Origin of the sequence: Aliiglaciecola lipolytica E3, assembly GCF_000314975.1 — a bacterium.
GTDB classification, from domain to species: Bacteria; Pseudomonadota; Gammaproteobacteria; order Enterobacterales; family Alteromonadaceae; genus Aliiglaciecola; species Aliiglaciecola lipolytica.
In genome coordinates this window covers 1-13428 of record NZ_BAEN01000061.1, presented here as the reverse complement: position 1 = coordinate 13428, position 13428 = coordinate 1, and the positions used below count along the sequence as shown (strand labels likewise).

The window sequence follows — 13428 nt, the reverse complement described above, 5'->3', positions numbered from 1 at the left end:
ACTGGATTAACGTACTTTTTCTGGCATCTGAATTTCTAACCTTTAAATCAAGAAAACGTCTTTTCGCAACAGCAAAAAGACGCTCCTTATTTTATCTGTTTTGCTAAAAAGCGTATGTAGCAGAAAACTGCAAGCGGCTCATATCACCATCAGCCCCACTTTCTAACTCGCGCTTAGCATAGGCGTATTCTGCGCCAAACGTGAGTTCTTTGCTGGGAGAATATAAAATATTCGTTCGTGCGCTATAAGTTTGTTTCGTCGCAGATAATCCGGTTAATGCGGTATCATTGTCCGCACTGAATATTGAGTATGTAAAGTTGCTTCTCCATTGTGGGTTCCAAAAGTGTCTGTATGCGATGCTAAAACCACTGGAGTTTATTGTTTCGAGCGTATTGTCTGCGGTTAATACTGCTGCATCTGCGGTGTTAAGAGCGATATAGCGGCCTAAACCTCGTCCAATGTTAGCCATGATTCTTAAATCGTCCTGCCCTAGGTTAATTTTGGCTGTTAGGCTTAATCCAGCGCTGGTTGCTGAGGTGTCGATATCAGCTCCATTTTGTTTGTTTACATAGCTTAATTTGCGTACTAACCCTGCAACTGCAAAGTGCCCCCAATCTCCCTTAAATGTGTATCTAGCGGCTAAATCAGGAATGTAGTTATCGTCTGTGACTATGCGGCTGCCACCTCCAAAAGGTGTTACTGTGGTTTCTGGATTCTCAACTGAGATTTCAAAGTTGCCAGTTGTGTATTTGAGCATTGTTTGCCTAACGAATATGCTGCCATCTGTGGCGCCGATAAAATCGAGGGTTTCGGGCAATGACTTAACATCTAAAAACGTGGTCCATGTTTGCCCAATCAACCAGTTATTATATTTAATAAATGCATGTCTAATTCTGGGTTCATACGAGTTACTAACACGCTCGTTACCGTTAGGTGTGGTTTGGAAGTCAAATTCTAATACACCACTGATTTTACCGCCATTTTCAAGATCAGTGTTGGTGGTAAAGCGAAATCGAGATTGTTTTATATGCGCGTCAAACTGGGCTGATTCTTTTTCACCACCAACAGGCGTTAGGCTGGGTAAATAGAAATCTCTACCGATACTGCCAGAGGCTAATGTACCATCACTGTAACTACTAAGCATGGCATCGGCTTTTACATATCCGCTAAACTGGAGGTTAGTCTTATCAACAAGATTGGCATTTGCTAGAGAGCCATTTAAAGCACCTAGGGCTAAGATAATGGCTGCTGTCTTTTTCGTTTTCATGGTTTTTCCTAAGGCAGTTTTTACACTTCCAACTGTGCACTAAGAAAAACGTTTTACATATTAGCGGATGGTCTGTCAGACTTAAGTCGTATAAGAAAAGCGCCTTTATTTACAGATTAGACGCGTTAAAAAACATCTAATGCGACCAAAGTTTGTCATGGTAAGACCAAAGTCGCATACCACAGATTAAATTTCACGTTACAGTATGGGCAATAGCCAAATATTGCGTTGGAGAGCACGATGACAGACACACTTTACCCAGTACCTGATTCAGCAAAGGTAGATTCTCACTTAAATCCTAAGTTGCATGATCAAATGTATCAGCAATCGCTTGAATCAGCCGAACAGTTTTGGCAGGAGCAAGCGAAAACACTCGACTGGTTTACATTTCCGAGCAAAATCAAAAATACCTCTTTTGCCAAAGATAATGTTTCTATTAAATGGTATGAAGATGGCGAACTTAACGTTAGTTACAACTGCATCGACCGCCACTTACCTGAAAAAGCAAATGATGTCGCCATTGTTTGGGAAGGTGACTCGCCTGAAATAGACAGTAAAGTCACCTATCAAGAATTGCATGATCAAGTTTGTCGTCTTGCTAATGGGATGAAAAAGTTAGGCATTCAAAAAGGCGACCGAGTCGCGATATATATGCCCATGGTACCTGAAGCGGCGGTTGCCATGTTGGCCTGTACGCGGATTGGCGCAATTCATTCTATTATTTTCGGTGGCTTTTCTCCCAACGCTATTGCCGACCGCATCAATGATTCTGATGCAAAATTAGTCATAACCGCAGATGAAGGCAGACGTGGTGGAAATTGCGTTCCATTGAAAGTGAATGTAGACGACGCATTAAAAGATAATCGTTGCCCAACCATTGAAAACGTTATTGTACTTAAGAATACCGGTAATCCAGTAAAGTTTGGTGATAAAGACGTATGGTGGGATGAATTAGCTTCACAATGTGAACCTCATTGCGAGCCAACGGTGATGAATGCCGAAGATCCGTTATTTATTTTGTATACATCCGGTTCCACCGGCACGCCAAAAGGTGTTGTGCATACCACTGGTGGCTATTTAGTCTATGCCGCCATGACTCACAAATATGTGTTTGACTATCAAGATGGTGAAATTTATTGGTGTGCAGCCGATGTAGGTTGGATCACTGGACATACATATATCGTTTATGGGCCACTTGCTAATGGTGCGACTACACTCATGTTTGAGGGGGTTCCAACGTACCCTGATGTGCGTCGAATCTGCCAAATCGTCGATAAACACAAGGTCAATATTCTTTATACCGCGCCCACTGCTATCCGAGCACTTATGGCGCAAGGGCAATTTGCGGCCGAAGGCACACACGGAGATTCGTTGCGAATTCTAGGCTCAGTTGGCGAACCTATCAATCCGGAGGCATGGCATTGGTATTATGAAACTATTGGTCGTAGCAAATGCCAGATTGTTGATACATGGTGGCAAACCGAAACGGGTGGTGTAATGATGACACCGCTTCCTAGTATTACCGCGTTAAAACCTGGAGCTGCTTCTATTCCGTTTTTTGGTATTCAACCAACACTTGTCGATGGAGAAGGTAGCGAATTAAGTGGTGCCGCCGAAGGCAACTTAATTATCAAAGACAGCTGGCCTGCTCAGGCCCGAACCGTATATGGCGATCACGAACGTTTTGTACAAACCTATTTTAGTACCTACGATAACGCTTATTTCACCGGAGACGGCTGTCGTCGCGATGAAGATGGATATTATTGGATTACAGGCAGAGTAGATGATGTGCTAAATGTTTCAGGGCATCGTTTGGGGACTGCTGAAATTGAAAGTGCATTAGTGTCTCATCCTGCGATTGCTGAAGCGGCTGTAGTGGGCTACCCACACGATATCAAGGGACAAGGAATTTACGTTTATGTCACGCCTGTTAAGGGCACTGAAGTTACTGATGAATTAACTGCAGAAGTAAGAAAATGGGTACGCACTGAATTAAGCCCAATTGCGGTGCCAGATTTAATGCAATGGACTAACGGGTTGCCCAAAACTCGTTCAGGCAAAATTATGCGCCGTATTCTTCGCAAAATTGCGGCAAATGAGCATGAACAATTAGGTGACACTTCAACCCTCGCGGATCCTAGTGTTGTTGAAAGTTTAATTGAACTCAGATTAAATCGTTAAGTTGATATTAAAATAAAGGGCAATTTTGCCCTTTATTTGATTTAGCACAATGTAATTTGTTGATTTATAGGTATTGTGCTGATTCAATTAAAACAACTTTGAGACACACTGATAACGTTATGTTTACTTTATTGATAGCTGATGATCACCCACTTTATCGCGATGCTTTGCGTTTTGCATTGAACCTCTCTGACCATCAATTAACTATTTTAGAAGCCAGTGATCTAAATCAAACCTTAGATTTAGTACAAAACAACGATATCGATTTATTACTATTAGATTTACATATGCCAGGCAGTAACGATTTATTTGGCTTGATCCACATACGTAAACTCTATCCAGATCTGCCTGTTGCTGTGATCTCTGGTTTAGAAGATAAAAATATTGTATCTAAAGTGATAAACACAGGTGCAATGGGTTTTATACCCAAAACAACAGGTTCAGAAAGTATAGCCAAAGCAGTAGAAACCATTCTCGACGGTGACACTTGGGTGCCAGAATCCCTCGCCAATGATATTGACGAAGCAGATAATGAATTTGCAGCACTGGCTGAAAAGGTGTCCAGTTTGACTACTGCTCAATATAAAGTGTTGTGTTTTATGCGTGACGGGCTATTGAATAAACAAATTGGTTTTGAATTAGATATTGCTGAAGCGACAGTGAAGGCACACGTTACTGCGGTATTCAAAAAACTTGGGATCAACAACCGAACCCAAGCCGTATTGATCGCATCACAACTGCAATTAACCCCGCCAGCGCCAGAATTATGTCATAAATAAGCGTGATATATTTCAGCGCGATAAGTGCGTACGATTAGACAAATAGTAATAGTCGCGAAATTTAAATTAATTCCTACTACAATGGCTTGTCTTTACGATTCTGAGTGCTTCAATGTCTGCAAAACCAACAAATAAACGCGTTTACACCGTTGATTTAATGCGCTTTTCAGCGATTGTTTTAATGGTTATTTTTCATTTCATTTATGATCTTAAGTTTTTTGGTTGGGTACCGTCGGAGATCCCGGATGGGGCAGGGTGGCGCGAATTTCGGTATGTGATCTTAACCTTGTTCTTTTTGTGTGTTGGGTTTTCACTCGCCGCTGTACATGGTGGCAAATTCAAGAAAAAGCACTTTGTGAAACGCTTGATACAATTGATCCTCGCTTCTGCGGCTGTAACACTTTCGTCATTAATAATGGCCCCACAGAACTGGATATTTTTTGGGGTGTTACATTTTATCGCTGTGGCGAGTTTGTTATGCGTAGGGTTTTCGGGATTTCCTAAAACCGCTTTAATTGTCGGGATAGCCATCATCGTCGTATACAATTTAGGGTGGGTTTCAGGAGTTTGGCCGTTTCAGCCAATCCGCCATCTATTACCCGGTTATACCAATGATTATGTGGGCCTGTTCCCGTGGACTGGTGTTGTGCTGATAGGTATCTGGTTAGCTTATCAAGCGTGGTTTTTAAATGATCCAGCAAAATCTTTTCCACGCAGTAAAATCGTGTTGTTTGCCAGTAAACACAGTTTAATTATTTATCTGATTCATCAGCCCATTTTGTTTGCTATTTTTGGGGCAATTAGCTGGTCTTTGAGTGTCTAAAACTATTCAGCAGTGCTCGTAATTTTGCTGGCTTGACAGGTTTGCCTAAGTAGCCAATACCTTGCTTTTTGCACAAATCAACGATTTCATCCTGCTGATTGGCTGTCACCAACACCGCTGGAATATGACTTCCATACTTGGCACGCAATTGTGCTATTACTTCAATGCCATTCGCTTTGTTAGTCAAATGATAGTCTACCAATAATACATCAGGAATTAATTCACCTAGGTTATTTTGGGCTTGTTCAAGATCCAATGCGGTAATTGTGTTTACCTGCCATTTAGTTAAAACAGTCTTCATAGCGTCTAGGTTTTCATATTTATCATCGATGCAAAGTACCTGCATACCTTGCAATCCCGTGATATTGGATTGTGTGCTATCCACGAGCGTGATGTGCGAATTGCCTTGTGGTATTTCAAAACTAAAACAACTGCCTTTATTTGTTTTGGAACGCACGTCAACGTTAATCCCTAGTTTTGCTGACATGCGATTTACCACACCTAAGCCTAAACCTACGCCATGTTGCGGGCTACCATCAACGCGATAGAAATCATTAAATATTTTATTTTTTTCAAGCTCTGATATGCCTATTCCTGTATCCCATACTTGAATCAAAATACGGTCTTTACGCTTTCTGGCAGCTAACAATATTTTACCTTCTTTTGTGTATTTCACTGCATTTGATAGCAAGTTTTGCACAATTCGATACAAATGTGTTTTGTCAGTATTAACCCAATAAGCTGGGATTCTACTGTGCAATTGCAAGCCTTTTTGTTGCGCTTTCATAGCAAATTCATCAACCAATGAACTTAAAAGGTTAGGCAAGAGTACATCTTCAATGGTGAGTTTCATCTCACCCTGGTCGAGTCTGGCAATATCCAATAGTGTGGCAATCAGTGTCTCACTTGAATTCACGCTATCGCTCAACTTATTTAAGATTTCCGTGGCTTCGTTGTTCATCTCAATTTCATTTAACGCCGACAAATACAGTTTTGCTGCATTTAACGGTTGTAAGACGTCATGACTGGCTAACGCGAGAAAGCGAGTTTTACTGGCATTCGCTTCTTCCGCTGCTTTGCGTGCTTGCACTAAATCTTTTTCTAACTGTGCTCTGCGTTCAATTTCGCCGCGCAACTCCGCATTGATTGCTTGTACTTCTTCTCCTCTTTTTTCTATGCGTCGTTCCAAGTTTATTTTCGATTCTTGTAATGCCTTTTGAATTTCAATATGCGTGGTAATGTCATTGAAGCTAGTAACAAAACCGCCCCCTGGTAGTGGGTTGCCGACCATTTCGATCATCTTGCCATCGCTACGTTGACGAATAAATTTGTGTGGATTTCCTGCTTTTAAATGGTCAACTCGCTTTTGTACTAACGCTTCAATTTCGCCCACACCGCACTCTCCACGCTGAGCGTTATAGCGCACTAATTCTTCAATGGGCGTCCCCACACTTACAAGTCCTGCCGGGTAATTAAACAGTTCAAGGTAGCGTTTATTCCATGCGACTAGATTTAGATTTTTATCTATCACGCTAATACCTTGGTCTAAACTCTCGATGGAGGTAAATAGGGCGGTCGTGTTAAATTGAATTGCTTGAGTGGTATCGTCAAAAAAGTTAACTACCTCTTCAAAACCGAGCTTTTTACCACCCAAAGCACTGTCTACTAAAGCTTTAGCACTGGATGCGCCTAATGCTCCACCTAATGCTCGTTCACAGTATTGCAAAAATTCGTTGTCAGGTGACTGATGATCTTGAAGTTTCACGTTCGCGCGGTTTTCAAAATCCTGCATCAACACGTCGACTCGAGATTGACCTAAAAATGTGGACAATAACGTGGAAAGATCACCAATCGTAGCTTTGCGTTGTTTTTTGGAATCTTGTAAATGTTCTTCACGCGGCGACACAAATGCCTGTGATTGAATTCGGTCAACTAAACGATCTTGAGCGAAATAAGAAAACAATACATAGCAGCTGGTATTTGCAGCTAAACTAATCATTGCGGCGATGCTGATTACTTCAGATTGCAATTGGGCTGGATTGACTTCATTTAACATCGGGAACATAAGCCACATTACCCAGCTTAAAAAGCCTGCTAGCAATCCCGCATAAACCCCATGTGCGTGTCCTTTTTTCCAATACAATCCGCCTACAATGGCCGGTAACAGCTGAATAACTAACGAAAATGCCACCAAGCCAATAGAAAGTAACGATCGGCTGCCAGTCATCTGTTGATGATAAAAATAGGCTAGCGCAAGCAGTATTGCGATGACACTTCGTCGCACGATCAATATGGTTTTTGCGTAATCAACAGATTCAGCTTTAGGTGATTGCCGAGACAGCAATTTTGGCATAATGACATCATTGGTCACCATCGTGCTTAAGGTCAAAGTTGCAATAATAATCATCGCCATCGCAGCAGATAAACCACCTACAAAAACCAAGATTTTCACCGCTAAAGAATCTGACAAAATGGCTAAGCTCAATACATAGGTGTCTGGTTCTTGCGCACCAATGAGTGTTTGTCCCGCAGCAGCGATTAAGGGTATTACTGCTGCAGTTAAGACTAAATAAAGTGGGAATAGCACTCTAGCTGTTTTTAAATGACTCAATTTTAAGTTATCGACAACGGCAACATGGAATTGTCGTGGTAAGCAAATGATGGCTGCGGCTGCCATTAATGTTTGTGCAAAAAAAGGCAAAGTCTGGAATTGTGATGAAGAGTTGAATTTGGATAAAGCAACACTAAATTCTTGCGGGTTTTCAACCACTGCCCAAACGTACCCAAGCGCCGCAATCACAATTAATGCAATGAGTTTGATGCTGGATTCAAACGCAATAGCAAGCATCAACCCGCGTCGATACTCAGTTACATCTGAATGTTGCGTGCCAAAATAGATAGCAAAAAACGCAATAAAAACTGAAGCAATTAATACGATAACTTCGCTATGTTGTTGCTCCGTTACCAATTGGAAAGCTGAGCCAATTGCTTTTAATTGCAGTGCCATGTAGGGAATGGTGGCTAATAAGGCAATAAAGGTAACTAATAAAGCAACGGTTTGGCGTTTGCCGTAGCGAGATGAGATAAAGTCGGCAATGGTGGTAATATTTTGTCGTTTGCTAACCAACACTAATTTATAAATGAAGCGATAACCAAAGATATAAACCAGAATTGGACCAAGTAAAATCGCTAGATATTGCCATTGGTTACGAGATGCTTCGCCCACCATGCCAAAAAATGTCCAAGCTGAACAATAGATAGCCAACGCGAGCGAGTATATGATTGGGTGCGAAGTAATTGCGCGTGCGACCGGCGTATTTCTGTCACCCCAGCGTGCTATCCAAAACAACCCGGTCAAATAGACCAAGGCCAACAAAACCCAACCCAATGTCATCCGCAGTGTTACCTAAATGCTTTCATCTTATTTAATCAAGTTGGCACAATTTAGCATACTTTTTTAAATTAAAATGAAGGACTACGACCATAGTCTCATTTCACTACTTGCCATACACAGATAGATTAGAAAACGTTCGGAATGACGGTCATTCCATTTTGACTTTGTACAAGCTTTGGTGGGCATCAGTTTTATGCGCATGTGTCATTCCAGAGTGGTTTGCAAGATTATAAGCATAAGGAAACGAGCATGGCGTTTAAAACAGAAGAAGACAAAAAAGCCTATTGGCGAGATAACCTCTCGTTAATGTTAAAACTGCTAATCGTGTGGTTTGTTGTGTCATTTGGATGCGGCATTTTATTTGTAGACGTACTTAACGAGGTACGTTTCTTTGGGTTCAAACTTGGGTTTTGGTTTGCACAGCAAGGAGCGATTTACGTATTTGTGGCGTTGATTTTTGTCTACGTTCGTCAAATGAATATTTTAGATAAACGCTATGGCGTAGACGAAGAGTAGGAGAGTAAAAATGGACGTACAAATTTTAACATTTATCATTGTTGGTGCATCGTTTTTACTTTATATCGGTATTGCCATCTGGGCCAGAGCGGGTTCGACAAACGAGTTTTATGTGGCCGGCGGTGGTGTACACCCCATTGCTAATGGCATGGCCACAGCGGCAGATTGGATGTCGGCTGCATCGTTTATATCGATGGCCGGACTTATCTCATTTATGGGTTATGACGGTGCAGTCTATTTACTCGGTTGGACTGGTGGTTATGTGCTTTTGGCCCTGTGTTTAGCGCCTTATTTACGTAAGTTTGGTAAGTTTACAGTGCCAGATTTTATCGGTGATCGATATTACTCACAGACAGCCAGAACGGTGGCAGTTCTTTGTGCCATTTTTGTCTGCTTTACCTATGTTGCAGGGCAAATGCGCGGAGTCGGTGTGGTATTTAGTCGCTTCCTAGAGGTGGATATTGTCTCTGGTGTGGTAATCGGCATGGCTATCGTTTTTTTCTATACCGTGTTGGGCGGTATGAAAGGCATTACTTATACGCAAGTAGCCCAATATTGCGTACTAATTTTTGCATACTTAGTTCCCACTATATTTATCTCCATCATAGTAACCGGGCATTTCTTACCACAAACTGGTTTTGGAGCTACCTTAGCCGATGGCTCTGGCGTATACATGCTCGATAAGTTAGACGGTCTCTCCTTAGAGTTAGGTTTTAATGAATACACATCGGGTACCAAAAGTATGATTGATGTGTTCTGTATTACCGCTGCGTTAATGGTCGGTACTGCCGGATTACCGCACGTGATTGTACGCTTTTTCACCGTCCCTAAAGTGCGTGATGCTCGTTATAGTGCTGGTTGGGCATTAGCATTCATTGCCATCCTATATACCACGGCACCTTCGTTGGCTTCGTTTGGTCGAGTTAACATGATCGAAACCATTAATGGCACGGATCAAATGGGCACCAATTATAGTGACGCACCAAGCTGGATCACAAATTGGGAAAAAACTGGCTTAATTACTTGGGACGATAAAAACAACGATGGCAAAATGTTTTACTCAGGTGATGAGCGCAACGAAATGAATGTTGACCGAGATATTATGGTCATGGCGAATCCCGAAATCGCCAATTTGCCAGCTTGGGTAATTGCGTTAGTCGCGGCAGGTGGTGTTGCGGCTGCATTGTCAACATCTGCAGGGTTACTGTTAGTTATCTCTACGTCCGTTTCACATGATTTATTGAAACGAAATTTAATGCCAAATATTACCGACAGGAAAGAATTGTTTTACGCAAGACTTGCCGCCGGAGTGGCAATTTGTATAGCGGGGTACTTTGGCATTAACCCTCCCGGATTCGTGGCGCAAGTGGTCGCATTTGCGTTCGGTTTGGCCGCTTCATCCTTTTTCCCTGCCATCATTATGGGAATATTTATGAAGCGAATGAATGACAAAGGCGCGATTGCAGGGATGTTAGCCGGGATTACTTTCACTACCGTGTATATCATTTACTTTAAGTTTGTGAATCCTGCTGCCAATATACCGGAAAACTGGTTATTCGATATCTCCCCAGAGGGTATCGGTACGATTGGCATGCTAGTGAACTTTGCCGTGGCCTTGGTAGTGATGAAATTTACCGGTGAGTCACCTGAAGAGATTCAGCAACTTGTCGAAGATATTCGATATCCAAAAGGAGCTGGCGAAGCGTCTGCTCACTAAGTTAAACGGGTATTCCACAATATTAATTCAGCCCGACGTAAATCGGGCTTTTTTGTTTTAATGGAAATGTTTGTCTTAATCAAAAGATAGGAAAGTGGCGTGACTAACATACCTCAACAATCGCTGGATTTTCTTAAAACTTCTGCGCCGTTTGATCAACTCAGCACAGACAAGCTATTCGCTTTGGCAAAACACATTACGGTTGCATATTTAACCCAAGAAAATGCCAAAGAAATACTCGACGATAGAGTAAATAGCTTGTTTTTGATTAGCAGTGGTCAATTCAGTGTTAAGGATTCCAATGAAGCACAACGCAACTTAAGCGAAGGGGATTTTTTTGGCATTGGTAACTTGCTGAACAAATTGCATCTTCCAATCGACATAAATGTTGATAGTGCCGGATTGGTTTATTGTATTCCGGCAAGCCAATTTGAAGTTTTATGTAATGAATATCCACAGGTCACTAAGTTTTTCGAGAACTACCATGCGGATCAATTGCACAACGACGCAGTGTCAGACTCCAAGTCAATGTGGTTATATAAACCTATCCGTGAAGTTATTTCAGACAAGGTGGTGAGTAGTTTATCGGACACGTCAATCTTACATGCTACACAAAAGATGTCGGATGCGGGTGTTTCGTCATTGCTGATTACTGAAGCTAATAAGCTAGTGGGTATTCTGACCGATAGAGACATCAGAAATAGGGTGGTTTCACAAGAAGTAAGTGTTCACTTGCCTGTGGCTGAAGTTATGACAAAAGAGCCATGCAAAATCACCGAAAACAGAACCTTGTTTGATGCTTTGTGCATGATGACTGAAAACAATATTCACCACTTGCCTGTGGTAGACCGCATCACTCAAACTCCCTTAGGCATGTTGACTTCCAGCGATATGATTCGTCATCAACGAGGAAACGTTTTATTTCTAATTGATGAATTAGCGAAAGCAAAGAGCCTTTATGAATTGACTCGGTTAAGTTGGCAACTTCCTCATTATTTTGCGAAGCATGCCAAACGTCTTGGCGATTTTGATGTGGCTGGAAAAGTATTATCGCAAGCGACCGATATCATGACACGTAAATTGCTGACATTTTATCAACAGCTGCACGGTAATCCGCCTTTTGATTTTTGTTGGCTAGTATATGGCTCGCAAGCTCGCGAAGATCAAAATATGGGTTCGGATCAAGACAATGGTTTGTTATTGGCTCAACGTCCTAACCAACAACAAGATGAATACTTCGCGAGTATGTCCAAATACGTTTGCGAAGGCCTGGGAAAGTGCGGCATAAAACTATGTGATGGTAATATTATGGCATCAAATAAGGATTTACGAGTAAGTCTTGATGATGCGATTAAAGAATCCGAAAAGTGGGTAAGCCAACCTACTTTAGATGCCATACTACATTTCAATATCTTCTTAGATGTGCGTGCTGTGGCGGGTAATAAAACGTTATTTTCTAAACTTCAATCGGCGCGAAAACCATTATTAAAGCAGCCAATATTTTTAGCCGCATTGGCAAGACATGCAGCTGAAAGCACAGTGCCACTATCGGTATTTCAAAAATTTGTATTTAAAAAAGGTCATCAGCCTGAAGACTGTATTGATTTAAAAGTGAATGCGATAGCGATTATTAATAATCTGGTACGTATTTACGCCCTTGAAAAAGGGCTAGAGATGCCATCAACTTTGGGACGGTTGGAAAATTTAAAAGCAGATTCTCAACTCACACCAAGTGATTGTGACGACTTGCGTGATATTTGGTTATTTTTAAATCGTCTGAGATGGCGTCATCAGTTGCAAAATAATGTAACAAACAACAATGTTTCGGTAAGTGATTTATCCTCAATTCAGCGCCACCAATTAAAAGCAGCGTTTAAAACCATAAAACGAAGCCAGCAAGGCGTGTCGGTGAAATTTGCTGGTGGATTGAGTTGAAAGACGTAAAAGGATTATTTGCACATGTGGTTTAGGCTTAAGCAATTACTGTTTCCGAACGCTTTGATTCCTGAGCATTTTAAGCATAAGCATTGGCCGCAGATTCGGTTTTTGGCGATAGATTTAGAGCTTACATCGTTAGATGTAACAGACGCCAATATACTTTCAATAGGTTGGGTAGAAGGACAAGCAAACACCATTGCTCTAGAAAGCTGTTATTACAACGTTATTACCACCAATGCATCTTTAAACCAGAGCCCAATCATTCATGGACTAGTGGATGATCAAGTTGCTCAGGGTGAGCCGGTTCAAAATGCCTTACAGGCGCTGAAGTCTTTTGCTGAAACCCACGTATGGGTGTTTCATAATACCGATTTAGACATGTCAGTTTTAAATAAAGTGTTCACCAAGTTAGATATTTCATTACCAAAGGTTGTTACTTTGGACACTCTTCGTATTGCCCTTTATCAAATTCGTAAATCTGATAACGTACCTGCGCCAAACGCGGCCACGCTGACGTCTTGTCGACAGCGGCACAATCTGCCATTAGCGCCTGCACACAACGCGTTAGATGACGCGGTGGCAACAATGGAGTTAGCGTTTGCACAGTTGAATCAGTTGGATGCCAAGGGACAAGAACCTTTATCCGCGCTAACCTCGACTGGCGCACTTCGCGTATATGAGGCTTCCACAGAATAAATTGTAGTCTGGGCTTTAGCTCAGAAACCATGCTCGGCGTTTGTGCTGGAATAAATTCCAGCCTACAAGGCTAAATGTAGTCTGGGCTTTAGTCCAGAAACCATGCTTGGCGTTTGC

General features: G+C 41.8%; 9 protein-coding genes. 7 read left to right on the top strand and 2 right to left on the bottom strand.

Annotation, left to right across the window (positions count from 1 at the left end; genetic code table 11):
• Window positions 1-103 precede the first annotated feature (103 nt).
• Complete coding sequence (locus GLIP_RS15355; protein ID WP_008845585.1) at window positions 104-1267, bottom strand: DcaP family trimeric outer membrane transporter; 1164 nt, start codon at window positions 1265-1267, stop codon at window positions 104-106.
• A gap of 240 nt (window positions 1268-1507) precedes the next feature.
• Here GLIP_RS15355 and acs point away from each other — a divergent pair, with 240 nt between their 5' ends.
• The 3 genes from acs to GLIP_RS15340 all read left to right on the top strand — a co-directional run bounded on the left by acs (window position 1508) and on the right by GLIP_RS15340 (window position 5050).
• Window positions 1508-3448 (top strand): acetate--CoA ligase, encoded by a 1941-nt coding sequence (acs, locus tag GLIP_RS15350; protein WP_008845584.1) that lies wholly within the window; start codon window positions 1508-1510, stop codon window positions 3446-3448.
• A gap of 119 nt (window positions 3449-3567) precedes the next feature.
• The gene (locus GLIP_RS15345) at window positions 3568-4227 is read left to right on the top strand and encodes a response regulator transcription factor (RefSeq protein ID WP_008845583.1); all 660 of its coding nucleotides are present in this window, start codon (window positions 3568-3570) and stop codon (window positions 4225-4227) included.
• Between the two features lie 112 nt (window positions 4228-4339).
• Window positions 4340-5050, top strand: a complete 711-nt coding sequence (locus GLIP_RS15340; protein WP_008845582.1) for a heparan-alpha-glucosaminide N-acetyltransferase — start codon at window positions 4340-4342, stop codon at window positions 5048-5050.
• Here the strand turns inward: GLIP_RS15340 and GLIP_RS15335 are convergent.
• On the bottom strand, window positions 5028-8444 hold the full coding sequence (locus GLIP_RS15335; RefSeq protein WP_008845581.1) for a hybrid sensor histidine kinase/response regulator: 3417 nt from the start codon (window positions 8442-8444) through the stop codon (window positions 5028-5030). The genes GLIP_RS15340 and GLIP_RS15335 overlap by 23 nt on opposite strands.
• 249 nt (window positions 8445-8693) lie before the next feature.
• Here GLIP_RS15335 and GLIP_RS15330 point away from each other — a divergent pair, with 249 nt between their 5' ends.
• The 4 genes from GLIP_RS15330 to GLIP_RS15315 all read left to right on the top strand — a co-directional run bounded on the left by GLIP_RS15330 (window position 8694) and on the right by GLIP_RS15315 (window position 13311).
• The gene (locus GLIP_RS15330; RefSeq protein ID WP_008845580.1) at window positions 8694-8960 is read left to right on the top strand and encodes a DUF4212 domain-containing protein; all 267 of its coding nucleotides are present in this window, start codon (window positions 8694-8696) and stop codon (window positions 8958-8960) included.
• A 10-nt stretch (window positions 8961-8970) separates the two neighbouring features.
• Window positions 8971-10677 (top strand): sodium:solute symporter family protein, encoded by a 1707-nt coding sequence (locus GLIP_RS15325; RefSeq protein WP_008845579.1) that lies wholly within the window; start codon window positions 8971-8973, stop codon window positions 10675-10677.
• A gap of 99 nt (window positions 10678-10776) precedes the next feature.
• The gene (locus GLIP_RS15320; protein WP_008845577.1) at window positions 10777-12612 is read left to right on the top strand and encodes a putative nucleotidyltransferase substrate binding domain-containing protein; all 1836 of its coding nucleotides are present in this window, start codon (window positions 10777-10779) and stop codon (window positions 12610-12612) included.
• 24 nt (window positions 12613-12636) lie between these two features.
• Window positions 12637-13311, top strand: a complete 675-nt coding sequence (locus GLIP_RS15315; RefSeq protein WP_008845576.1) for a 3'-5' exonuclease — start codon at window positions 12637-12639, stop codon at window positions 13309-13311.
• The last annotated feature ends 117 nt before the right edge of the window (window positions 13312-13428 follow it).

Excerpts from the sequence above, each read along its gene's own strand:
- GLIP_RS15345 (WP_008845583.1), top strand. The coding sequence starts at position 3,568 with ATGTTTACTTTATTGATAGCTGATGATCACCCACTTTATCGCGATGCT.
- GLIP_RS15335 (WP_008845581.1), bottom strand. The coding sequence starts at position 8,444 with ATGACATTGGGTTGGGTTTTGTTGGCCTTGGTCTATTTGACCGGGTTG.
- GLIP_RS15330 (WP_008845580.1), top strand. The coding sequence starts at position 8,694 with ATGGCGTTTAAAACAGAAGAAGACAAAAAAGCCTATTGGCGAGATAAC.
- GLIP_RS15325 (WP_008845579.1), top strand. The coding sequence starts at position 8,971 with ATGGACGTACAAATTTTAACATTTATCATTGTTGGTGCATCGTTTTTA.
- GLIP_RS15315 (WP_008845576.1), top strand. The coding sequence starts at position 12,637 with ATGTGGTTTAGGCTTAAGCAATTACTGTTTCCGAACGCTTTGATTCCT.
- GLIP_RS15340 (WP_008845582.1), top strand. The coding sequence starts at position 4,340 with ATGTCTGCAAAACCAACAAATAAACGCGTTTACACCGTTGATTTAATG.
- acs (WP_008845584.1), top strand. The coding sequence starts at position 1,508 with ATGACAGACACACTTTACCCAGTACCTGATTCAGCAAAGGTAGATTCT.
- GLIP_RS15355 (WP_008845585.1), bottom strand. The coding sequence starts at position 1,267 with ATGAAAACGAAAAAGACAGCAGCCATTATCTTAGCCCTAGGTGCTTTA.